Raw genomic sequence first — 21,913 nt, 5'->3', positions numbered from 1 at the left:
CCTTTTTGTTACTCAAACAGGTTATGGTGAAGTTTCTGCACCACTTGCTCGGCTTCCGCACCCGGCACCAGGAAGCACAGGTTATAGCTGGATGCGCCGTAGCAAATCATGCGGATGTTGAACGGCTCAAGTACGCCAAACACCTCTTTACCCACGCCGCAGGCTTTCGACAGGTTGTTACCAATCAACGCCACCAGCGCCAGGTTCTCTTCCACTTCTACGCGGCACAGCGCCGACAGTTCCATCAGCAATGACTGCGTCAGCAGCGTGTCGCCGGTAGAGGTTGAACCGGTGGTATCCAGCGTCAGCGCGACGCTGACTTCAGAGGTGGTGATCAGATCTACGGAGATGCTATGGCGCGCCAGAATGCCGAACACTTCCGCCAGGAAGCCGCGGGAGTGCAGCATGTTCAGGCTGTGCAGGGTCAGCAGGGTCTGCTTACGGCGCAGCGCCAGCGCGCGGAACAGCGGCGGGTTGGCGGTTTTATTGCACACCATGGTGCCGCCAGCTTTCGGATCTTTGCTGGAGCCGACGAACACCGGAATATCGCTGCGAACCGCAGGCAGCAAGGTCGCCGGGTGCAGAACTTTCGCGCCAAAGGTCGCCAGTTCAGCGGCCTCTTCAAAAGCGATTTCATCAATACGTTTTGCCGCCGGCACCACACGTGGGTCGGTGGTGTAGATGCCCGGCACGTCGGTCCAGATATCGACGCGGGTCGCATGCAGCGCTTCGCCCAACAGCGCGGCGGTGTAGTCGCTGCCGCCGCGGCCAAGCGTGGTGGTACGGCCTTTGCCTTCGCTGCCGATAAAGCCCTGGGTGATCACCAGACCTTCGTCGAGGCGCGGAGCCAGTTGCTGGGTAGCCAGTTCGGCCAGTGCGGCAACGTCCGGCTCGGCGCGGCCAAAGCGGTCGCTGGTGCGCATCACTTTACGCACGTCAAACCACTGCGCCTGCACATGGCGTTCACGCAGAATTTCAACAAACAGCAGGGTGGACATCAGTTCGCCGTGGCTGACCAGTTCATCGGTCAGGGCGGTAGAGGTTGCCAGGGATGCGGCTTCCGCCAGCGTGCCGAGGTTTTCCAGCAGGCGTTCGATTTCATCACGGATAACGGCAGGGTTTGCCAGACGTTCAAGCACGGCGTACTGAATGGCGCGAATGGCATCCAGTTTGGCCTGGCGATCGGCAGGCTCCAGCCCTTCGGCAAGGGCAACCAACAGGTTGGTGACGCCCGCCGAAGCAGACAGCACAACCACGCGTACGTTGGCGTCAGAGAGCACCACATCGGCGCTACGGTTCATGGCGTCAAAATCGGCCACGCTGGTGCCACCAAATTTGGCGACGACTAATGCTGTCATAATAACCTCGTGTCAGGGGAGGTCAGGTTCAGATAAACCGGACCAGATTATTCAGCCTTGGCACAAGGGAAGAGCGAAAGACGGGTGGGCGCAGAGCGATAAACAACTACGATTTCACCCAGAAGTGCTCCACCACTTGCGAAACGCCCGACTGCGAACGTTTCTGGTGACAACCCAGGGGATTCAGCCCCTGCAGCCGATGGTGAACGCAACCTGTTGTTCACGCATCTCGGCGTTGCTCCCCCTCAGGTGTTTTCACAGGATTGGTTCCTCCCACACCCTTTACCTGGGCAACGCGCCTCTTCTGGCCTGCGCATGCGCAGGTAGTACGTTTATAAATAAAGGGTTAGCGGGTACCTTGTCAACGCTGGGGTTATGCGGATTTTTCATGCAGCTTGCCCTCGCAGTAATAGGGCTTATGAAGGCTATACTTTTGTCTGTTTTCTGCGCAATTTTGTCGCCTGGCGAGGGGATAACATTAAAACCATCACTTTTTTTTGTGACAGGCGCTACAATCGAGGGCAGTTTGATTCTTAAATCAGAAGGGTATTGCTAATGAAAAACATCAACCCAACGCAGACCGCTGCGTGGCAGGCACTACAGAAACACTTCGATGCAATGAAGGACGTGACCATTGCGGAACTGTTCGCTAAAGATGGCGACCGTTTTAGCAAGTTTTCCGCCACCTTCGACGATCAGATGCTGGTCGATTTCTCCAAAAACCGTATTACCGAAGAGACCCTGGCAAAACTGCTGGATCTGGCCAAAGAGACCGATCTGAGCGGTGCGATTAAGTCCATGTTCTCCGGTGAGAAAATCAACCGTACCGAAGACCGTGCCGTGCTGCACGTGGCGCTGCGTAACCGTAGCAATACCCCGATTATCGTTGATGGCAAAGACGTGATGCCGGAAGTGAACGCGGTGCTGGAGAAGATGAAAGCCTTCTCTGAAGCGATCATCTCCGGTCAGTGGAAAGGCTACACCGGCAAATCCATCACTGACGTGGTAAACATTGGTATCGGCGGCTCTGACCTCGGCCCATTCATGGTGACCGAAGCGCTGCGCCCGTACAAAAACCATCTGAACATGCACTTCGTCTCTAACGTCGATGGTACTCACATCGCCGAAGCGCTGAAGAACCTGAACCCAGAAACCACGTTGTTCCTGGTGGCGTCTAAAACCTTCACCACTCAGGAAACCATGACCAACGCCCACAGCGCGCGTGACTGGTTCCTGGCAAGTGCGGGCGATCAGAAGCACGTGGCAAAACACTTCGCCGCGCTGTCTACCAACGGTAAAGCGGTGTCTGAGTTCGGTATCGATACTGCCAACATGTTCGAGTTCTGGGACTGGGTTGGCGGCCGTTACTCTCTGTGGTCCGCGATTGGTCTGTCTATCATCCTGTCCGTGGGCTACGACAACTTCGTTGAACTGCTTTCCGGCGCACACGCGATGGATAAGCACTTCTCTACCACTCCGGCGGAGAAAAACCTGCCGGTGCTGCTGGCGCTGATCGGCATCTGGTACAACAATTTTTACGGTACCGAAACTGAAGCGATTCTGCCGTACGACCAGTACATGCACCGCTTTGCCGCGTACTTCCAGCAGGGCAACATGGAGTCCAACGGTAAGTACGTTGACCGTAACGGCAACAAAGTTGAGCACCAGACTGGCCCAATCATCTGGGGCGAGCCGGGCACCAACGGCCAGCATGCGTTCTATCAGCTGATTCACCAGGGCACCAAAATCGTACCGTGCGATTTCATCGCCCCGGCGATCACCCACAATCCGCTGACTGACCACCATCCGAAGCTGCTGTCTAACTTCTTCGCCCAGACCGAAGCGCTGGCGTTTGGTAAATCTCGTGAAGTGGTTGAGCAGGAATATCGTGACCAGGGTAAAGATCCCGCAACCCTGGATTACGTGGTGCCGTTCAAAGTGTTCGAAGGCAACCGTCCAACCAACTCTATCCTGCTGCGCGAAATTACCCCGTACAGCCTGGGGGCGCTGATTGCCCTGTACGAGCATAAAATCTTCACTCAGGGTGCGATCCTGAACATTTTCACCTTCGACCAATGGGGTGTTGAGCTGGGTAAACAGCTGGCTAACCGCATTCTGCCGGAGCTGAACGATGATAAAGCCATCGACAGCCACGATAGCTCCACCAACGGTCTGATCAACCGTTATAAATCCTGGCGCGCGTAAGGTTATATATTCTCAATGCCGGCATCATGCCGGCATTTTTTTGTCAGATAATTCCGTATATCTCTGTTTTCTGAATTATATTGATATTGAGCATAATCCTAAATATCACCTATCCCAGATATCCATTTCGGATTAACCGTATATTGCTATTCTCACGTCAATAATTAATACCCTGTTATTTATCGATATTTTATTTTCTTATATTCTATTTTCGTATTTTCCGAAAAAACCTTCCCCTATTTCCCATCACCGAATTCCGTTCATTTGGTTGTGTATACTCGATGACGCCTGAATATTTTCGGGTACATCTCCATTCATCTAATGAAGGGAATACGTATGAAGAAAATCCTCTATGGCATTTTTGCCATATCGGCGTTTGCTGCGGCAAGCGCCAGCGCGGCACCTATTGAAACGGGTGAAGCGGCTGGTGCAGCAGCAACGTCCGTGTCGGCCGGGAGTTCAACCGCCACCAGCGCCAGCACCGTAGGTTCTGCGGTCGGTATGGCGCTGGCAGCGGCTGGCGGCGATGGTTCCAACACCGGGACTACCACCACGACCAGCACGACAACGACCACCCGTACTCAGTAATAATCGGTACGTTAATCCTAACCACACTTCGGTGTGGTTATTTTGCCCCTGGAGAAGCGTCGTGAAGCGACTTGTTATTCCTCTTATTTGCCTGTTGCTTCAGGCGTGTTCACCCAGCACCAAGGGGCTGGGGAAATCGCTTTGGCAAAGCGTATCTGGCGAGTCGGGCGTGCAGCTCACTGATGATGAAATCCAGACCATGCCGTACGCCAGCCAATATATGCAGCTTAACGGCGGCCCGCAGATCTTCGTGGTGCTGGCGTATGCTGAAAACGGCCAGCAGAAATGGCTGACGCAGGACCGGGCGATGCTGGTCACCCAGCATGGACGGCTGGTGAAAACGCAGCTCGGAGGCGACAACCTCCTCACGGTGAATAACCTCGATAACGACCCGCTGGTGCGCCCGAACCAGATTACCGATGGCGCGCGCTGGACGCGGACGATGGGCTGGACCGAGCACCAGCAGGTGCGCTATGCCACCGCAACATCCACCTTCCACTGGGACGATAACGACACGCTGACGATGGCAGGCCAGAACACCGTTGTACGTGTGCTGGAAGAAGAGGTCTCTACCTCTGCAGCAAGTTGGCGCAACCGCTACTGGGTCGACAGCGAAGGTCAAATTCGCCAGTCGGAACAGTACCTCGGCGCGGGGACGTTCCCGGTGAAAACCACGCTTATCAAGGCGGCGAAATCATGAAAAAACCGTTAATTATCGCCGCCATGCTAAGCGCTATCTCCTTTGCCGCTCTGGCGGCTGGCACCGTTGAGGTTCATATGGCGGGCGTTGAAAAGCCGCTGACCTTAACCCATGCCGAACGACTGGCCGACCTGGTGGGGCAACCGAGGCTGGCGGGAAGCTGGTGGCCCGGCGCGGCGATGACCTCTCCGCTGGCAGCCGCTAAAGCCGAGCGTGAACATCAGGCGCTGCTGGCTGAGCTTGCCGCGCTGGCGGCGGATGAGGACGGCAGCGAGGCGGGGGCGATTAATGCTCTGCGCAGCCAACTGCAGGCCATCCCGGTAACCGGGCGCTTACTGGTGCCGCTGGACCCAGACACCGTGCGGGTTCACAACAAAAATAATCCGCCGCTCGAAGGAAACTACACCCTGTGGCTGGGGCGCGAACCTTCCACCATTACGTTGGTGGGGTTGGTGGATAAACCGGGAAAAATCCCCTTCACGCCGGGGCGCGATGCCGCCAGCTACCTTGATGATGTCAGCCTGCTCAGCGGTGCAGAACGCAGCTACGCCTGGGTGATTTACCCGGACGGGCGCACGCAAAAAGCGCCGGTAGCGTACTGGAATAAGCGGCACGTTGAACCGATGCCCGGCAGCATTCTGTTTGTCGGCTTTGCCGACTCACTGTGGACGAATAAATATGAAGCGCTGAATGCTGAAATCCTTCGCTCCCTGTCGCAGCGGAGACCTGAATAATGAAAAAAGCCTGTCTTTACAGTCTACTGGCCCTGTCGGTCAGCGCAGCGTGTCATGCGGAGACTTACCCCGCGCCGATTGGCCCCTCGCAGTCAGATTTTGGCGGCGTTGGCCTGCTGCAAACCCCGACGGCGCGGATGGCGCGCGACGGCGAATTCAGCCTGAACTATCGCGATAACGATCAGTACCGCTATTACTCCGCTTCCGCCCAGCTTTTCCCGTGGCTGGAAACCACGCTGCGCTACACCGATGTGCGCACCAAAGACTACAGCAGCGTAGAGGCTTTCTCCGGCTCGCAAACCTATAAAGATAAAGCCTTCGATGTGAAACTGCGCCTGTGGGAAGAGAGCTACTGGATGCCGCAGGTAGCGGTCGGGGCGCGCGATATCGGTGGTACTGGCCTGTTTGACTCGGAATATATTGTCGCCAGCAAAGCCTGGGGACCGTTCGACTTTACCCTCGGTTTAGGCTGGGGCTACCTCGGCACCAGCGGCAACGCCACCAACCCGTTCTGCTCCTATAGCGACAAATACTGCTATCGCGATAATAGCTATCGTAAAGCGGGCTCGGTCGACGGCAGCCAGATGTTCCACGGCCCGGCGGCCTATTTTGGCGGCATTGAGTATCAGACGCCGTGGCAGCCGCTGCGCCTGAAGCTGGAGTATGAAGGCAATAACTATCAGCAGGACTTTGCCGGTAAGCTCGATCAGAAGAGTAAAATTAACGTCGGCGCTATCTATCGCGTTACCGACTGGGCCGACGTGAACCTGAGCTACGAGCGTGGCAATACGGTGATGTTCGGCTTTACCCTGCGCACCAACTTTAACGATCTGCGTCCGTCCTATAACGACAACGCGCGGCCGACCTATCGGCCTCAGCCGCAGGATCCGATCCTCCAGCATTCGGTGGTGGCAAATCAGCTCACCCAGCTTAAGTACAACGCCGGCTTTGCGGCACCGAATATTCAGGTGCAGGGCGACACGCTGTACGTCACCGGCGAGCAGGTAAAGTATCGTGATTCGCGTGAAGGGATCGAACGTGCTAATCGGATCATCGCTAACGATCTTCCGGAAGGGATCCGCACGATCCGCATCACCGAAACGCGGCTAAATCTGCCGGAAGTGACCACAGAAACCGATGTGGCGAGTCTGCAACGACATCTTGCCGGGGAGCCGCTGGGGCAGGAGACGCCGCTGGAGCAAAAACGCGTTGCACCAATCGTGCCGGATAAAACCGAGCAGGGTTGGTACATCGACAAATCGCGCTTTGATTTCCATATCGACCCGGTCCTTAGCCAGTCTATCGGCGGGGCGGAAAGCTTCTATATGTACCAGGTGGGCGTAATGGGCTCGGCGGACTGGTGGGTGACCGACCACCTGCTGACCAGCGGCAGCCTGTTTGCCAACGTTGCAAACAACTACGATAAATTTAACTACACCAACCCACCTAAGGACTCAACCCTGCCGCGCGTGCGCACGCATATTCGTGAATACGTGCAGAACGATGTTTACGTAAATAACCTGCAGGCGAACTACTTCCAGTACCTGGGCAATGATTTCTACGGCCAGGTCTACGGTGGCTATCTGGAAACCATGTACGGCGGCGCGGGGGCGGAAGTGCTCTATCGCCCGGTGGATAGCAATTGGGCTTTCGGTCTGAACGCCAACTACGTGAAGCAGCGTGACTGGCGCAGCGCGCAGGACATGATGAAGTTTACCGACTACAGCGTGAAGACCGGGCATCTTACCGCCTACTGGACGCCATCGTTCGCGCAGGATGTACTGGTGAAAGCCAGCGTTGGGCAATATCTGGCGGGGGATAAAGGCGGCACGCTGGATATCTCGAAACACTTCGACAGCGGCATTGTAGTGGGTGCATACGCCACTATTACCAACGTTTCGGCGGACGAGTATGGCGAAGGGGAGTTCACCAAAGGGGTTTACGTGAATATCCCGATGGATCTCTTCACCTCTGGTCCAACCCGCAGTCGTGCGGTCGTTGGCTGGACGCCTCTTACGCGTGACGGCGGCCAGATGCTGGGTCGTAAGTTCGAGCTGTATAACATGACCGGCGATAGAAGCCAGAACTTCAGGTAATGCTTATCCCGTAGCCCGGACGAGGCGTTTACGCCGACTCCGGGGAGAACCCGGCGGCGCTTCGCTTGGCCGGGCTACAATTGGTTTTATAACCGCCGCAACAACCGTGCCGGATTCCCGGCGTACACCCCTTTTTCTTCAATAGAGTGGGTCACCACGCTGCCCGCGCCAATCACCACGCCATCGCAAATCGACACTGCAAGAATGGTCGCTCCGCTGCCGATAGAAACGTTGTTGCCAATCGTAATCCGCCCCCAGCTTTCGCGGTCGGCGTTGGGCTTTCCCTCGCGGAACATATCGTTGGCAAACATCACCCCGTGGCCGATAAAGCAGTCACGCCCGACGGTGACGTACTCGCAGATAAAGGTGTGCGACTGGATTTTGCTGTTGGCACCAATCCGCGTATTGCCCTGAATCTCCACGAACGGGCCGATAAAAACGTTATCGCCAAGCGTGCAATCATAGAGGTTGGCGGGTTCGTAGATAACCACGTTTTCCCCACAGGTGACGTTACGGGTGGCAACCTGACGAATTGAGGTCATGGTATCCTCTCAGAGCCTTTTGGTCAGAATATGCAGCGTGCTGGTCTGCGTAGCAGTGGTGAAGTGAACGTCTTTAAGATGCTGCATACCCAGGCGTTCGTAAAACTTCCGCGCCTGTGGGTTATCTGCCAGCACCTCAAGCCATAGCGCCGTCTCATGCTGGGCCTTGGCCTGACGTATCACCTCGGAAAATAGCTGCTCGCCGAACCGCTGACCGGTTTCTTCCGGCATCAGGTAGAGCTTGTGCAGCAGCGTACCGCACAGGCCATCCGGCTCGACGTATTGTCCTGGTGAGTACTTCGCAAAGCCTACTGGTGCTGATGTGGAGGCAATCAGCCAGCAACTGCCCGTCTTCGCGAACGACTGATGTAACGCCGCTTGTCCGTATTCCTCTTCGAGGAACTGGCGAAGCTCATCCGTATTTTTCCACAGATGAGCAAAATGGTGGGTATAGCTGGTGTAGCCCATGTGGCTCAACAGGGGAATATCTTCCGCGGTTGCCTGGCGAATGCTGAGCATGTGCCGTCTACTCCTGATGATAAACAGAGGTTGATTGTGCCAGCAGGTCACGCGAGGAGGTAAGGAATTAGGGGGGAAAGTGTGTGGTGATGCAGAGTTTAAGGGGAGGGCGCGCTTTTCTGAAAGGGATGGCCATCAATAAGCAGACCGTTTCTGGCGCTTCAGGATGGGTAAAAAAAGTAGATCTGGATCACATTTCTGCGCTATACAAAGATCTCGACCTAGAGAAAGAGGTGCTAGCCATGACGTCACTATCTCGTCCCCGCGTTGAGTTTATCTCCACCATTCTGCAGACCGTGCTGAACCTGGGGCTGCTCAGCCTTGGCCTGATCCTGGTCGTGTTCCTCGGCAAAGAGACATTACACCTGGCCGACGTGCTGTTCGCCCCTGAGAGCACCAGCAAGTACGAGCTGGTGGAAGGGCTGGTAGTCTACTTCCTCTATTTTGAATTTATCGCCCTGATTGTGAAGTACTTCCAGTCGGGGTTTCACTTCCCATTGCGCTACTTTGTCTATATCGGTATCACGGCGATTGTGCGGCTGATTATTGTCGACCATAAATCGCCGCTGGACGTACTGATTTACTCCGCGGCCATTCTGCTGCTAGTGATTACGCTGTGGCTGTGTAATTCGAAGCGGCTGAAACGAGAATAAAGCCCGCACGTTTGTAGCCCACCAAGCGAAGCGCCGCCGGGGAAACCGATACCTGCGACAAAAAAAAGGGCGCTCCATAGGAGCGCCAAACAGTCACAAGTTAGGGTACGTTCAAGTTGAGGATAATAGCAGTGGCATTGCTGATGAAAATTAGCCCTTCACGCCCCCGGCCGTCAGGCCATTCACCAGCCAACGCTGCGCCAGCAGGAAGACCACGGTAATCGGGATAGCGGAAAGTACGGCCGCTGCGGCAAAGTCACCCCACAGGTAGTTTTGCGGGTTGAGGTATTGCTGCATACCAACGGCCAGGGTGTAGCTGTTCACATCACGCAGCAGCAGTGATGCAACCGGAACTTCGGTGATCGCGGCGATAAACGACAGGATAAACACCACCGCCAGAATCGGTACCGACAGCGGCAGCAGAACCAGACGGAACGCCTGCCACGGGGTGGCACCATCCAGCGCCGCCGCTTCTTCCAGAGAACCATCAATCGTTTCGAAGTAGCCTTTAATCGTCCAGACGTGCAGCGCGATACCGCCGAGGTAGGCGAAGATCACGCCGCCGTGGGTGTTCAGGCCGATAAACGGAATGTACTGGCCCAGACGGTCAAACAACGCGTACAGAGCAACCAGCGACAGTACCGCCGGGAACATCTGGAAAATCAGCATCCCTTTCAGCAGCGTGGCTTTGCCCGGGAAGCGCATGCGGGCAAAAGCGTAGGCGCAGGTGGTGGAGAGCGTTACGATGCCAATCGCGGTGATACCGGCGATTTTCACCGAGTTCCACAGCCACAACAGCACCGGGAACGGCGGCGGCGTTACGCGACCATCGGCGTGCTCAACGCTGAAGCCCAGCGCCAGCTTCCAGTGCTCCCATGAGATATTCTCCGGGATCAGGCTGCCGGTGGCGAAGTTACCTTCGCGCAGTGAAATGGCGATTACCATCAGCAGCGGGAACATAATCGCCGCAATGAAAATCAGCAGCAGAAGGTGCGTGGTAAAGAGACGCAGTTTCTGAGATTTGGGTTGTACCATAGCCATGTTCGAGTCTCCCTTAATCAAACTTCATGCGCGTGGCTTTCAGGTTCACTATCGCAAGCGCACCGACCAGCAGGAAGATAAGCGTCGCAATCGCTGCCGCCAGACCGAAGTCCTGGCCGCCGCCGCCTTCAAAGGCGATACGGTAGGTATAGCTCACCAGCAGGTCGGTATAGCCGGCCGGCGTGGTGGTGCCGAGACGGTCCGGGCCGCCGTTAGTCAACAGCTGAATCAGCACGAAGTTGTTAAAGTTAAAGGCGAAGCTGGCGATCATCAGCGGCGTCAGCGGCTTAATCAGCAGCGGTAACGTAATCTTGAAGAAGTTCTGGAACGGGCCTGCGCCATCCATTGCCGAGGCTTCATACAGGTCGTCCGGAATCGCTTTCAGCAGGCCCATGCACAGGATCATCATGTACGGGTAGCCGAGCCAGGTGTTGACGATAACAATCATCGAACGTGCGGTGGTCGGGTCGCTGAACCAGGCCGGTTTGATACCGAACAGCGCGCTCAGCATCATGTTGATTTCACCAAAGCTCTGGTTGAACAGCCCTTTGAAAATCAGAATCGATATAAACGACGGTACGGCGTACGGCAGAATCAACAGCACGCGGTAGATGGCTTTGCCCTTCAGCGATTCCCACTGTACGAGGCAGGCCAGCACCATGCCGACGGCGACGGTCAGGATCACGGTCAGTACCGAGAAGACCACCGTCCAGACGAAGATAGCGAAGAACGGCTTCTGGATGCCCTCGTCGGTGAAGACGCGGGTGAAGTTGTCCCAGCCGATACCGACGGTGTAGCCAGGGCTCAGCTTCTCATCGCCCCAGGAACCATCGGCGTTTACCGTCTGGTAGAAACCGACGTCATTGTTAGGACGGTATTTTACGCCGCTCTGGTTGTTGGTCAGCAGGCCATCGTCGGCCAGGGTGTAGAGCGGCTGGGTGCCGGAGAACTGACGCAGCGAGCTCATGGTGACTTTGCTTTCATCCGGCAGCACGGCGGTCAGTTGGTTCAGCGCCTGACGGTTTTGGGTGATCACGCGAAGCTGCGCACGCTCGCCGGTCGGCAGCGCTTCTGTCTCTTTCAACTGCAGCTTCTGCTCGCCGCCAATCTTAAAGCTGTCGGAGAGGTAATTTTTGCCGCTCTCGCCGTCGGTGAGGGCCAGTTGCCACTCATCACCCGCCGGGAACAGGCTGAAGTTGTAGGTTTTGCCCGCCTGATAAGAACGGTCCATCAGCACCTGCTGGGCGCGTTCAAAGGTGAGCTGGTTGGTGCTGCTGTAGTTGGTAAAGGCGATGGCGATGGTACAAATCAGTGGGAACAGGACGAACAGCCCCATCCCGGCCATGCCAGGGTAAACGTAGCGCCAGGCGTAGGTTTTACGGTTGGCGAAAATATACAGACCCGCTGAGCTTAAGATCAGCGTCATGATGGCGAACAGGTACTCCCCTTGTGCGTACATTAAAACTACAAGGTAACCCACCAGCAAGCCCAGCAGACCAATCACTGACCATTTCAGCGTGTCGCTTTGCCACCAATGTTTCTTTTTAATGACATCCATGGGGATCTTCCTCTACAGCGTTTGAGCTTTTCTCCCTCTCCTGGGGGAGAGGGTCGGGGTGAGGGCGGATGTTGCAACACAACCCTCACCCTAACCCTCTCCCTGAGGGAGAGGGGATAAAAACATTACTTGGTGATACGACCCTGCGCGTCCTTCAGCGCAGCATCGACGGTCTGACGACCGCTTGCGGCGTTGATAACAGCGGTACGAACGGCATACCAGAATGCAGACATCTGTGGGATGTTCGGCATGATTTCGCCTTTCTGGGCGTTATCCATGGTGGCCGCGATTCGTGGATCTTTCGCTAAGGTATCCTGGAAGGATTTCAGCGCAACGGCGCCCAGCGGTTTGTCCTTGTTCACTTCTTCCAGACCCTGGTCGGTCAGCAGGTAGTTTTCGAGGAACTCTTTCGCCAGCTCTTTGTTCGGGCTCGCCGCGTTGATACCGGCGCTCAGCACGCCAACGAACGGTTTAGACGGCTTGCCTTTGAAGGTTGGCAGCAGCGTGACGCCGTAGTTAACTTTGCTCTTGTCGATGTTTGACCACGCCCACGGACCGTTGATGGTCATCGCCGTTTCGCCCTTGTTGAAGGCTGCTTCCGCGATGGAGTAATCGGTATCCGCGTTCATGTGTTTGTTCTTGATAAGGTCAACCAGGAAGGTCAGGCCCGCTTTCGCGCCAGCGTTGTCCACGCCTACGTCTTTCACGTCATACTTGCCGTTTTCAAACTTGAACGCATAACCACCGTCGGCAGCAATCAGCGGCCAGGTGAAGTACGGTTCTTGCAGGTTGAACATCAGCGCAGATTTGCCTTTGGCCTTCAGCGTTTTATCCAGCGCTGGGATCTCTTCCCAGGTTTTCGGTGGATTTGGCACGAGGTCTTTGTTGTAAATCAGCGACAGCGCTTCAACCGCGATTGGGTAAGCGATCAGCTTGCCGTTGTAGCGAACGGCATCCCAGGTGAACGGGTAGAGTTTGTCCTGGAACGCTTTGTCCGGGGTGACTTCTGCCAGCAGGCCAGACTGTGCGTAACCGCCAAAGCGGTCATGCGCCCAGAAGATGATGTCCGGGCCGTCGCCAGTCGCGGCAACCTGCGGGAATTTTTCTTCCAGCTTATCCGGGTGTTCTACGGTGACTTTGATCCCCGTGTCTTTCTCAAATTTCTTACCTACCTCGGCCAGGCCGTTATAGCCTTTGTCGCCGTTGATCCAGATAACCAGCTTTCCCTCTTCAATTTTTGCCAGGGCAGAGGCGGAAAACATCATCGTGGTCAATGCGGACAGCGCGAGGATGCGAGCGCCAGTTTTAATTTTCATATATCCCGTCCTTTCTAGGTGATGTACTCGTGGATACACAGAGGTGGTTTAACGTCGATGAGTTTCCTTTTTTAGCAACCCCTTTCCATCCTCCTGGAGTCTACGCCCTAGGGGTCTTTAGTGTGATCTCCGTAACATAAATCTCCGTTATGCGTCTTGGCGCACAAAAAAAAGCGCCGTTTTTTGCAGGCCCCATCACGATTTTCGTTTTGATGAGATGTCATCGGGGGCAGAGCGTCCCTTCTCATCCTCCCGTCTCCTCCCCCATAAAAAACCGGGGGGGTGGAGGATTCACCGAATGGATGTGTACGGCATAGTCAGCCCATCTTGAATGTTTCTGTTGGTGACAAGTTGTAACGAGGGAGAAGGGCATGGCGAACGTACAGCTACGCAATGTAACGAAAGCCTGGGGCGACGTGGTGGTATCAAAAGATATCAACCTCGACATCCAGGAAGGGGAGTTCGTGGTGTTTGTCGGGCCATCCGGCTGCGGTAAATCGACGTTGCTGCGTATGATCGCGGGCCTCGAAACCATCACCAGCGGTGATTTGTTCATCGGTGAAACCCGCATGAACGAGATCCCGCCTGCCGAACGCGGTGTGGGCATGGTGTTCCAGTCCTACGCGCTTTATCCCCATCTGTCCGTCGCCGAAAACATGTCCTTTGGCCTGAAGCTGGCCGGTGCCAAAAAAGAGATTATCAACCAGCGCGTGACCCAGGTCGCTGAAGTGCTGCAGTTAGCCCATCTTCTGGAACGTAAACCGAAAGCCCTGTCCGGCGGTCAGCGCCAGCGCGTGGCGATTGGCCGTACGCTGGTGGCTGAGCCGCGCGTCTTCCTGCTGGATGAACCCCTTTCTAACCTGGACGCCGCGCTGCGCGTTCAGATGCGTATTGAAATCTCCCGTCTGCACAAACGCTTAGGCCGCACGATGATTTACGTCACCCACGATCAGGTCGAAGCGATGACGCTGGCCGACAAAATCGTGGTGCTGGATGCCGGTCGCGTCGCCCAGGTCGGGAAGCCTCTGGAACTGTATCACTATCCGGCAGACCGCTTCGTTGCGGGCTTCATTGGTTCACCGAAGATGAACTTCCTGCCGGTCAAAGTCACCGCCACCGCCATCGACCAGGTGCAGGTCGAGCTGCCGAACCGTCAGCAGATCTGGCTACCGGTCGAGAGTAACAACGTTCAGGTTGGCGCCAACATGTCGCTGGGCATTCGCCCGGAACACCTGCTGCCAAGCCACATCGCCGATGTGACGCTGGAAGGGGTGGTCAACGTTGTCGAGCAGCTTGGTCACGAAACGCAAATTCATATCCAGATCCCTGCCATCCGTCAAAACCTGGTTTACCGCCAGAACGACGTGGTGTTGGTCGAAGAGGGAGCCACATTCGCTATCGGCTTGCCGCCAGAGCGCTGCCATCTGTTCCGTGAAGATGGCACAGCATGTCGTCGGCTGCACAAAGAGCCAGGCGTTTAACGAAGTCCCATAAAACAAAACAAGCATGAAGCTCTTACGTCGCCAGCGATAAGGCAAGAAGGGTGGAATGTTCAAGAAAAGCAATGATCTCAGGAGATAGAATGATGATTACTCTGCGCAAACTCCCCGTGGCGGTTGCCGTCGCAGCAGGCATTATGTCTGCTCAGGCAATGGCCGTAGATTTCCATGGTTACGCGCGTTCCGGCATTGGCTGGACGGGCAGCGGCGGTGAACAACAGTGCTTCCAGGCAACCGGTGCCGGCAGTAAATACCGTCTCGGTAACGAATGTGAAACCTATGCTGAAATTAAATTAGGTCAGGAAGTGTGGAAAGAGGGCGATAAGAGCTTCTACTTCGACACCAACGTGGCTTACTCCGTAGCACAGCAGAACGACTGGGAAGCCACTGACCCAGCGTTCCGTGAAGCGAACGTCCAGGGTAAAAACCTGATCGAATGGCTGCCAGGCTCCACCATCTGGGCCGGTAAGCGCTTCTACCAGCGTCATGACGTTCACATGATCGACTTCTACTACTGGGATATTTCTGGTCCTGGTGCTGGTATCGAAAACATCGACCTGGGCTTCGGTAAACTGTCTCTGGCAGCAACCCGTTCTCAGGAGGCTGGCGGTTCTTACATCTTCACCAGCAACGATACCTATAACAAATACAAAGACACCGCTAACGACGTATTCGACGTCCGTTTAGCTGGGCTGGAAACCAACCCGGACGGCGTGCTGGAGCTGGGCGTTGACTATGGTCGTGCGAACTACACCGATGGTTATAACCTCGTAGATGGCGCGTCTAAAGACGGCTGGATGTTCACTGCAGAACACACCCAGAGCATGCTGAAAGGCTACAACAAGTTTGTGGTTCAGTACGCAACTGATGCAATGACCACTCAAGGTAAAGGCCAGTCTCAGGGCTCCTATAGCTTTAACGACTACGATAAAGACAGTAAAACGGGTGTTGCAAACAACAGCATCAACAACAACGGTGACATGTGGCGTGTTCTCGACCATGGCGCAATCTCCCTGGGCGATAACGTTGACCTGATGTACGTCGGTATGTACCAGAATATCGACCGTGATGACGGCAACGGCACCAAGTGGTGGACCGTCGGTGTTCGTCCTATGTACAAATGGACGCCAATCATGAGCACCCTGATGGAAGTTGGCTACGACAACGTGAAATCTCAGCGTACCGGCGACACCAACAACCAGTACAAAATCACCCTGGCACAACAGTGGCAGGCTGGCGACAGCATCTGGTCCCGTCCGGCAATCCGTGTGTTCGCAACCTACGCGAAGTGGGATGAGAAATGGGGTTACGACAACGGTATCGCGTACAAAGATACCAGCGCGAAAACCTACAGCCGTGGCGACAGCGATGAGTGGTCCTTCGGTGCTCAGATGGAAATCTGGTGGTAATTCAGCACTAACCTGAAGCAATAAACTGACGAGGGGCGAAAGCCCCTCTGTTCCGTAAGGTTTAGCGCGCTATTGCCTGGCTACCGCTAGACTGACGATTTCTGAGGTCATCATAATGAAAATGAAAAAAAGTCTCGTTGCTCTGTGCTTATCCGCTGGATTGCTGGCGAGCGTTCCGGGTATCAGCCTTGCGGACGTCAACTATGTGCCGCAAAACACCAGCGCCGCGCCAACTATCCCAACCTCGGCCCTCCAGCAGCTGACCTGGACGCCGGTTGATCAATCTAAAGTGCAGTCCACCCAAATTTCTACCGGTGGTCAGAGCCTGAATGTACCGGGTATCACCGGTAACGTCGTGGCCTACAGCGTGCCGGCCAATATTGGCGAACTCACGCTGACGCTGACCAGCGAAGTGAACAAACAAACCAACGTCTTTGCGCCGAACGTGCTGATTCTTGATCAGAACATGACGCCTTCTGCTTTCTTCCCAAGCAGCTACTTTACCTATCAGGCGCCGGGCGTCATGAGCGCCGACCGCCTGGAAGGCGTTATGCGCCTGACCCCAGCCTTAGGCCAGCAGAAGCTGTACGTCCTGGTCTTTACCACGGATAAAGATCTCCTGCAGACCACTACGCTGCTGGATCCGGCTAAAGCCTACGCCAAAGGCACCGGCAACGCGGTACCGGATATCCCAGACCCGGTGGCGAAACACACCACTGACGGCCTCGTGAAGCTGAAGGTAAAAACCAACAGCAGCTCCAGCGTGCTGGTCGGCCCACTGTTTGGCTCCTCCGGCCCTGCACCGGTCACCGTGGGGAACACCGCCGCACCGGCCTATAGTGCGCCAGCGGCTGCTCCTGTGGTTGCCCCAGTCGCGGCTCCGGCTGCCAAAGCAGAACCAATGCTGGATGACACCGAAACCTACTTCAACAACGGTATTAAACAGGCGGTAGCGAAAGGGGATATCGATAAAGCCCTGAAGCTGATGAATGAAGCCGAACGCCTGGGCTCGAAATCTGCTCGTTCCACCTTTATCGGCGCTGTAAAAGGCAAGGGGTAAGCTTTACCCCGCAGCGCCGATGTTTAGGCGAAGCCTTTTGGTGTGCCCATCCGGGCACGCCATTTTTCTACCCCCTCTAGCGCAATAACCAACTGTTGCACTGCTGTTGCGCTAATGATCGTATTTGACCATTCCTGCACCCCCTCCCGTTGTGTTCTGCGATACAATAGCCAGAAGTTATGTATTGGAGAGACAGGCATGTCGCACTCTGCACTGACGCAGCTTCGCGCGCTGCGCTATTTTGACGTTATCCCCCCGCTTGAATCGGCACAGCGCGACTGGCTGATGCTGGAAGATTCCATGACCAAACGGTTTGAGCAATTCGGGAAACCCGTTAGCGTCACGCTGCTGAACGAAGCCTTTGTCCCCCGTGATGCGCTGGAAGGCGAGCAGCATTTGCTGCCGGATGAACCTCGCTATTGGCTGCGAGAAATATTATTGTGCGTGGGCGACGAACCCTGGCTTGCCGGGCGTACCGTGGTGCCGGAGTCGACGCTGTGCGGCCCGGAACTGGCGCTACAGCAACTGGGGCAAACGCCGCTCGGGCGCTATCTGTTTACGTCATCGACGTTGACCCGGGATTTTATCGAAATAGGGTGTCATGATGCGCTGTGGGGGCGACGTTCCCGCCTGCGTCTGAGCGGCAAACCGCTGCTGCTGACGGAGCTTTTTTTACCCGCATCGCCGCTGTACTAAGAGGAAGAAGAAAAATGGAGTGGAGTCTTAGGTCGAATAAGCTGCTTGCTTACCATCGACTCATGCGTACGGACAAACCGATTGGCGCGCTATTGCTGCTGTGGCCGACGCTGTGGGCGCTGTGGGTAGCTTCCCCAGGCGTACCGCCGCTGTGGATTCTGGCGGTGTTTGTCGCTGGCGTCTGGCTGATGCGCGCCGCGGGCTGCGTGGTGAATGACTATGCGGATCGCAAATTTGACGGTCACGTAAAGCGCACCGCTAACCGGCCGCTGCCAAGCGGCGCGGTGACGGAGAAAGAAGCGCGTACGTTGTTTATCGTGCTGGTGCTGCTCTCCTTCATACTGGTGCTGACCCTCAACACCATGACTATCCTGCTGTCGATTGCCGCGCTGGCATTGGCGTGGGTCTACCCGTTTATGAAGCGCTATACCCATCTGCCGCAGGTGGTGCTAGGCGCGGCGTTTGGCTGGTCGATCCCGATGGCCTTTTCCGCCGTCAGCGAAACGCTGCCGCTGAGCTGCTGGCTGATGTTGCTGGCTAACATTCTGTGGGCGGTAGCCTACGACACGCAGTACGCGATGGTTGATCGCGACGACGATGTGAAAATCGGTATTAAATCGACGGCGATTCTGTTCGGCGATAACGACCGCCTGATTATCGGTATTCTGCAGGCGTGCGTGCTGGGCCTGATGGCGCTTATCGGCTGGCTGAACGGTCTGCACTGGGAGTTTTACTGGTCAATCCTGATTGCTGGTGCACTGTTCGTTTACCAGCAGAAGCTGATTCGCCACCGCGAACGCGGGCCATGCTTCCAGGCGTTTCTGAATAATAACTACGTGGGGCTGGTGCTGTTTATTGGCCTGGCGATGAGTTACTGGCAGTTATGATTCAGGCATTGCCGGATGGCGGCGTGAACGCCTTATCCGGCCTACAAAATCAGAACCTAAAAAAATCCCCGGTCTCAGCCGGGGATTTTTGTTTTTACTGTGCCGCCTCTTCCTGCGTCACGCTCTCAATCGTCAAGCGTACGTCCGAGGTAATCAGGTTTGCCATCATCTGGTACACCTTCATCGTCTCTTCCGGCTCGGCGTCACCGCTGTCGCTGATATAGCCTTCATCGCGCAGAGTTAACACCAGAGAAGAGAACACCGCTTTATCGAAGAACTCCGGTGAGTTGATACCGTGAAGGACGGAGAGACGCTGAGCCAGCGTGCGGCTCTCTTTCTCCAGCGTGCTACGGTTCATCGACGGGTTGCCGCTCAGCAACCAGAAGGTGATCGCATAACGCTGCAATGTCTCACGTGCACCGGCAGCCAGCAGTTGCAGGGTGCGGGAGTGGGAAGCGTTGATACGCAGCTCGCCGTTGTGCTCGGTCAGCATCTCCTGACGAACCATCTCAGCAATCAGCGTATCGATAACCGCTGGCAGCTCCGCGCGATCCCAGCGCAGGAACAGCTCGGCTTTCAGCATCGGATACAGCGTATCGATAATGCTCAGCACCTGCTCGCGGGAAATCTCACGATGCTGGGTCATAATTGACGCCAGCAGCGACGGCATGATCAGCATATGTGCGATGTTGTTGCGGTAGTAGGTCATCAGCACCGCCTGCTCGCGCGGCAGAATGATGATGTCGCCAATGGTGTCCTTCTCGACTTCGAACTTATTCATCTGTAGCGCGTGATCGATAAGCTCGCTGGCAGAAGACGTTGGAGCCGTCGCATCAGGTGCATACGGTGCGTTACGCAGCAGCGCCAGATAGCAATCCAGCTGCTGAGTCAGCTGCTCGCGGGTCAGTGAACGCTGACGTGAAGCCAGCAGCGCGGTACAGCACAGGTTCATGGCGTTTGCCGCGCCTGCGTTGTTGATACGCACCATCAGCTCGGCCGCCATCTTGTTGACGGTCGGCGTCAGCCAGGCAGGACGCACGGCTTCGATTGGGTCGATAGACTCGCGCCACTCCGGCACATGGTGGTTCAGGTAGGTCATCAGCGGCATCGGTTCGCCGAAGTTGACGTAGCCCTGGCCCAGATTACGCAGCTTGCTCAAGCCTCGCAGCATCTGCGGCAGGCTCTCTTTCTCTTTGGTCGCACCGCGCAGTTCTTTCGCGTAGGTGCCCACTTCCATCACGTGTTCGTAGCCGATGTAAATCGGCACTAAAGTGATAGGACGGGAACCGCCGCGCAGCATCGCCTGAATGGTCATCGACAGGGTGCCGGTTTTCGGATCCAGCAGACGACCGGTACGGGAACGCCCGCCTTCCACGAAGTACTCTACGGAATAACCGCGGCTGAACAGCTCGCCAAGGTATTCGCGGAACACGGTGGAGTAGAGCTTGTTGCCCTTAAAGGTACGACGAATAAAGAAGGCGCCCAGGCGGCGGAAAATCGGGCCTGCTGGCCAGAAGTTCAGGTTGATACCGGCAGCAATGTGCGGCGGCACCAGCCCCTGGTGATAGAGCACGTAAGAGAGCAGCAGGTAGTCCATGTGGCTGCGGTGACACGGCACATAGACGATTTCATGCCCGTCGTGCGCCAGCTGGCGTACACGCTCGGCGTTGTGAACGTTAATGCCCTGGTACAAACGGTTCCAGGTGAAGCTGAGGATGCGGTCGGTCAGACGAATCATCTCGTAGGAGAAGTTCGCGGCGATCTCTTCCATCAGCGCAATAGCGTTCTGCTGCGCTTTCTCGTGGGAAATTTTCTTGCTACGCGCTTCATCTTCCACCGCTTTAGCGATAGCTTTCGACGCCAGCAGCTTCTTGAACAGGTCGTGACGTGCAGGCAGACGCGGGCCGACCGCCGCCAGACGCTGGCGGGCAAAGTGCATACGCGCGACGCGGGCCAGTTTCTGAGCGATAGTTTTATCGGTACCGTGTTCGTCAGCCATGCGGCGCAGAGAGACGGAAGGCGAGAAGCGGACAAAGCTGTCGCGACCAAGCCAGGAGACGGCAAAGAACTTCTGGAAGCCGTTTAGCATGCGCAGCGGTGGGTTCACTTCGCCTTTCTCACGACCCGGCGAACGACCAAACATCACCGATACCGGCACCATTTGCACATCCAGGTCAGGATTGCTGCGGTGCAAGTCGAGATAGTCGTGGAACAGTTTGATCGACTCTTCTTTCGGCGTGTAGTAGGTGAACACGCGCGGGCCGCCGTGGATAAAGACGTAGCGCGGCAGCAGCGTACCGTCGATCTCAAGCGGTTCAAGCGGATCGGGTAAATCGTGCGCCAGGCACTGAGCGCGCAGCGTCAGCAAGTCAGCCTTAGAGTTATAAGGCAGGACGTACATAATAGGGCGCGACGTATCAAGCCCCAATTCCTGGGCAGGTTGTGCCGGAATAGACTTGCTCTTTACCAGAACACTTAATGGTAAATTCAGTAATTTGTAGTAAATTCGTGGCCAGCCGGACATAAACGATGTAAAGCCTCTGGTTAATCATGCAAATGCGCGGCAAGAATATCAGAAAGTCGGTGAAATTTCTGTTCTACCGCCTCATAACAAGCATTGTCATTGACGTAAAAACGAAAAAGGTTCTTGAGATGGCCAATAATACCACTGGGATTACCCGAATCATCAAAGCTGCGGGCTATTCCTGGAAAGGATTCCGCGCGGCGTGGATCAATGAAGCGGCGTTCCGCCAGGAAGGGGTTGCCTCTGTTATCGCGATTATTATCGCCTGCTGGCTGGATGTCGATGCCATTACCCGTGTCCTGCTCATCGGATCCGTCCTTTTGGTGATGATAGTGGAAATTCTCAATAGTGCACTGGAAGCGGTCGTTGACCGTATCGGCTCTGATTATCACGAACTCTCCGGCCGGGCGAAAGACATGGGTTCGGCGGCGGTTCTGCTGTCTATTTTCGTGGCGGTGTTCACCTGGGTGACGCTGCTGTGGTCTCATTTTCACTAAAGTCGTGAAAACTGCCTGATTTCGTGAGTTT

Annotated in this window: 19 protein-coding genes and 1 riboswitch; of the genes, 12 read left to right on the top strand and 7 right to left on the bottom strand. The window is 55.8% G+C overall.

From position 1 onward, the window contains the following. Positions 1-8: 8 nt before the first annotated feature. The gene (lysC, locus tag V6940_RS20390; protein WP_333497101.1) at positions 9-1,358 is read right to left on the bottom strand and encodes a lysine-sensitive aspartokinase 3; all 1,350 of its coding nucleotides are present in this window, start codon (positions 1,356-1,358) and stop codon (positions 9-11) included. 114 nt (positions 1,359-1,472) lie between these two features. Beyond that, a riboswitch (Lysine riboswitch) is annotated at positions 1,473-1,670 on the bottom strand. Positions 1,671-1,913: 243 nt separating this feature from the next. Between lysC and pgi the strand changes: the two genes are divergently transcribed. The 5 genes from pgi to V6940_RS20365 all read left to right on the top strand — a co-directional run bounded on the left by pgi (position 1,914) and on the right by V6940_RS20365 (position 7,681). Continuing rightward, the gene (gene pgi, locus V6940_RS20385; RefSeq protein ID WP_220440466.1) at positions 1,914-3,563 is read left to right on the top strand and encodes a glucose-6-phosphate isomerase; all 1,650 of its coding nucleotides are present in this window, start codon (positions 1,914-1,916) and stop codon (positions 3,561-3,563) included. A gap of 336 nt (positions 3,564-3,899) precedes the next feature. Further along, on the top strand, positions 3,900-4,151 hold the full coding sequence (gene yjbE / locus V6940_RS20380; protein WP_035895200.1) for an exopolysaccharide production protein YjbE: 252 nt from the start codon (positions 3,900-3,902) through the stop codon (positions 4,149-4,151). A gap of 61 nt (positions 4,152-4,212) precedes the next feature. Next, the gene (locus V6940_RS20375; RefSeq protein ID WP_333497100.1) at positions 4,213-4,851 is read left to right on the top strand and encodes a YjbF family lipoprotein; all 639 of its coding nucleotides are present in this window, start codon (positions 4,213-4,215) and stop codon (positions 4,849-4,851) included. Next, the gene (locus V6940_RS20370) at positions 4,848-5,585 is read left to right on the top strand and encodes a capsule biosynthesis GfcC family protein (protein ID WP_333497099.1); all 738 of its coding nucleotides are present in this window, start codon (positions 4,848-4,850) and stop codon (positions 5,583-5,585) included. The genes V6940_RS20375 and V6940_RS20370 overlap by 4 nt, the downstream gene beginning before the upstream one ends. After that, positions 5,585-7,681 (top strand): YjbH domain-containing protein, encoded by a 2,097-nt coding sequence (locus V6940_RS20365; RefSeq protein WP_333497098.1) that lies wholly within the window; start codon positions 5,585-5,587, stop codon positions 7,679-7,681. Before V6940_RS20370 ends, V6940_RS20365 begins: the two co-directional genes overlap by 1 nt. A gap of 86 nt (positions 7,682-7,767) precedes the next feature. Here the strand turns inward: V6940_RS20365 and V6940_RS20360 are convergent, their stop codons facing one another. Both V6940_RS20360 and V6940_RS20355 read right to left on the bottom strand, forming a co-directional pair. Further along, a complete protein-coding gene (locus V6940_RS20360) occupies positions 7,768-8,223 on the bottom strand; it encodes an acyltransferase (protein ID WP_333497097.1) in 456 nt (151 codons plus the stop codon). 9 nt (positions 8,224-8,232) lie between these two features. After that, positions 8,233-8,742, bottom strand: a complete 510-nt coding sequence (locus V6940_RS20355) for a GNAT family N-acetyltransferase (RefSeq protein ID WP_333497096.1) — start codon at positions 8,740-8,742, stop codon at positions 8,233-8,235. A 242-nt stretch (positions 8,743-8,984) separates the two neighbouring features. Between V6940_RS20355 and psiE the strand changes: the two genes are divergently transcribed. After that, on the top strand, positions 8,985-9,395 hold the full coding sequence (gene psiE, locus V6940_RS20350; protein ID WP_035896861.1) for a phosphate-starvation-inducible protein PsiE: 411 nt from the start codon (positions 8,985-8,987) through the stop codon (positions 9,393-9,395). 150 nt (positions 9,396-9,545) lie between these two features. Here the strand turns inward: psiE and malG are convergent, their stop codons facing one another. The 3 genes from malG to malE form a co-directional block, all read right to left on the bottom strand. Next, entirely contained in the window at positions 9,546-10,436 is an 891-nt protein-coding gene (malG, locus tag V6940_RS20345) for a maltose ABC transporter permease MalG (RefSeq protein WP_185668440.1), read from the bottom strand. Between the two features lie 13 nt (positions 10,437-10,449). After that, positions 10,450-11,994 carry a maltose ABC transporter permease MalF gene (gene malF, locus V6940_RS20340; RefSeq protein ID WP_333497095.1) on the bottom strand — a complete coding sequence of 515 codons (1,545 nt, stop codon included), beginning with the start codon at positions 11,992-11,994 and terminating at the stop codon, positions 10,450-10,452. A 125-nt stretch (positions 11,995-12,119) separates the two neighbouring features. Next, positions 12,120-13,310: a maltose/maltodextrin ABC transporter substrate-binding protein MalE gene (gene malE / locus V6940_RS20335; RefSeq protein WP_185668442.1), complete on the bottom strand. Its 1,191-nt coding sequence runs from the start codon at positions 13,308-13,310 to the stop codon at positions 12,120-12,122. A 371-nt stretch (positions 13,311-13,681) separates the two neighbouring features. Here malE and malK point away from each other — a divergent pair, with 371 nt between their 5' ends. The 5 genes from malK to ubiA all read left to right on the top strand — a co-directional run bounded on the left by malK (position 13,682) and on the right by ubiA (position 18,861). Further along, positions 13,682-14,791, top strand: a complete 1,110-nt coding sequence (gene malK, locus V6940_RS20330) for a maltose/maltodextrin ABC transporter ATP-binding protein MalK (RefSeq protein ID WP_333497094.1) — start codon at positions 13,682-13,684, stop codon at positions 14,789-14,791. Positions 14,792-14,892: 101 nt separating this feature from the next. After that, the gene (locus V6940_RS20325; protein WP_333497093.1) at positions 14,893-16,218 is read left to right on the top strand and encodes a maltoporin; all 1,326 of its coding nucleotides are present in this window, start codon (positions 14,893-14,895) and stop codon (positions 16,216-16,218) included. A gap of 115 nt (positions 16,219-16,333) precedes the next feature. Further along, positions 16,334-17,278: a maltose operon protein MalM gene (gene malM / locus V6940_RS20320; RefSeq protein ID WP_333497092.1), complete on the top strand. Its 945-nt coding sequence runs from the start codon at positions 16,334-16,336 to the stop codon at positions 17,276-17,278. A 198-nt stretch (positions 17,279-17,476) separates the two neighbouring features. Further along, entirely contained in the window at positions 17,477-17,974 is a 498-nt protein-coding gene (gene ubiC / locus V6940_RS20315; RefSeq protein WP_333497091.1) for a chorismate lyase, read from the top strand. Between the two features lie 14 nt (positions 17,975-17,988). Then, positions 17,989-18,861 (top strand): 4-hydroxybenzoate octaprenyltransferase, encoded by an 873-nt coding sequence (ubiA, locus tag V6940_RS20310; RefSeq protein ID WP_333497090.1) that lies wholly within the window; start codon positions 17,989-17,991, stop codon positions 18,859-18,861. 94 nt (positions 18,862-18,955) lie between these two features. Here the strand turns inward: ubiA and plsB are convergent, their stop codons facing one another. Further along, on the bottom strand, positions 18,956-21,385 hold the full coding sequence (gene plsB / locus V6940_RS20305) for a glycerol-3-phosphate 1-O-acyltransferase PlsB (RefSeq protein WP_333497089.1): 2,430 nt from the start codon (positions 21,383-21,385) through the stop codon (positions 18,956-18,958). A 128-nt stretch (positions 21,386-21,513) separates the two neighbouring features. On the opposite strand from plsB, the gene V6940_RS20300 reads away from it, so the two are divergent. Then, entirely contained in the window at positions 21,514-21,882 is a 369-nt protein-coding gene (locus tag V6940_RS20300) for a diacylglycerol kinase (protein ID WP_333497088.1), read from the top strand. The last annotated feature ends 31 nt before the right edge of the window (positions 21,883-21,913 follow it).

Origin of the sequence: Kluyvera sp. CHPC 1.251, from assembly GCF_036759945.1 — a bacterium.
Lineage (GTDB): Bacteria > Pseudomonadota > Gammaproteobacteria > Enterobacterales > Enterobacteriaceae > Kluyvera > Kluyvera sichuanensis.
The sequence above is the reverse complement of the archived record's forward strand: the minus strand, read 5'-3'. Positions and strand labels throughout refer to the sequence as shown.

What these genes read in the sequence shown, in the direction of transcription:
- plsB (WP_333497089.1), bottom strand. Translation starts at nt 21,385, where the DNA reads ATGTCCGGCTGGCCACGAATTTACTACAAATTACTGAATTTACCATTA.
- V6940_RS20370 (WP_333497099.1), top strand. Translation starts at nt 4,848, where the DNA reads ATGAAAAAACCGTTAATTATCGCCGCCATGCTAAGCGCTATCTCCTTT.
- malK (WP_333497094.1), top strand. Translation starts at nt 13,682, where the DNA reads ATGGCGAACGTACAGCTACGCAATGTAACGAAAGCCTGGGGCGACGTG.
- V6940_RS20360 (WP_333497097.1), bottom strand. Translation starts at nt 8,223, where the DNA reads ATGACCTCAATTCGTCAGGTTGCCACCCGTAACGTCACCTGTGGGGAA.
- V6940_RS20365 (WP_333497098.1), top strand. Translation starts at nt 5,585, where the DNA reads ATGAAAAAAGCCTGTCTTTACAGTCTACTGGCCCTGTCGGTCAGCGCA.
- yjbE (WP_035895200.1), top strand. Translation starts at nt 3,900, where the DNA reads ATGAAGAAAATCCTCTATGGCATTTTTGCCATATCGGCGTTTGCTGCG.
- ubiA (WP_333497090.1), top strand. Translation starts at nt 17,989, where the DNA reads ATGGAGTGGAGTCTTAGGTCGAATAAGCTGCTTGCTTACCATCGACTC.
- pgi (WP_220440466.1), top strand. Translation starts at nt 1,914, where the DNA reads ATGAAAAACATCAACCCAACGCAGACCGCTGCGTGGCAGGCACTACAG.
- malM (WP_333497092.1), top strand. Translation starts at nt 16,334, where the DNA reads ATGAAAATGAAAAAAAGTCTCGTTGCTCTGTGCTTATCCGCTGGATTG.
- lysC (WP_333497101.1), bottom strand. Translation starts at nt 1,358, where the DNA reads ATGACAGCATTAGTCGTCGCCAAATTTGGTGGCACCAGCGTGGCCGAT.
- malG (WP_185668440.1), bottom strand. Translation starts at nt 10,436, where the DNA reads ATGGCTATGGTACAACCCAAATCTCAGAAACTGCGTCTCTTTACCACG.
- V6940_RS20300 (WP_333497088.1), top strand. Translation starts at nt 21,514, where the DNA reads ATGGCCAATAATACCACTGGGATTACCCGAATCATCAAAGCTGCGGGC.
- V6940_RS20325 (WP_333497093.1), top strand. Translation starts at nt 14,893, where the DNA reads ATGATGATTACTCTGCGCAAACTCCCCGTGGCGGTTGCCGTCGCAGCA.
- malE (WP_185668442.1), bottom strand. Translation starts at nt 13,310, where the DNA reads ATGAAAATTAAAACTGGCGCTCGCATCCTCGCGCTGTCCGCATTGACC.
- ubiC (WP_333497091.1), top strand. Translation starts at nt 17,477, where the DNA reads ATGTCGCACTCTGCACTGACGCAGCTTCGCGCGCTGCGCTATTTTGAC.
- V6940_RS20355 (WP_333497096.1), bottom strand. Translation starts at nt 8,742, where the DNA reads ATGCTCAGCATTCGCCAGGCAACCGCGGAAGATATTCCCCTGTTGAGC.
- malF (WP_333497095.1), bottom strand. Translation starts at nt 11,994, where the DNA reads ATGGATGTCATTAAAAAGAAACATTGGTGGCAAAGCGACACGCTGAAA.
- psiE (WP_035896861.1), top strand. Translation starts at nt 8,985, where the DNA reads ATGACGTCACTATCTCGTCCCCGCGTTGAGTTTATCTCCACCATTCTG.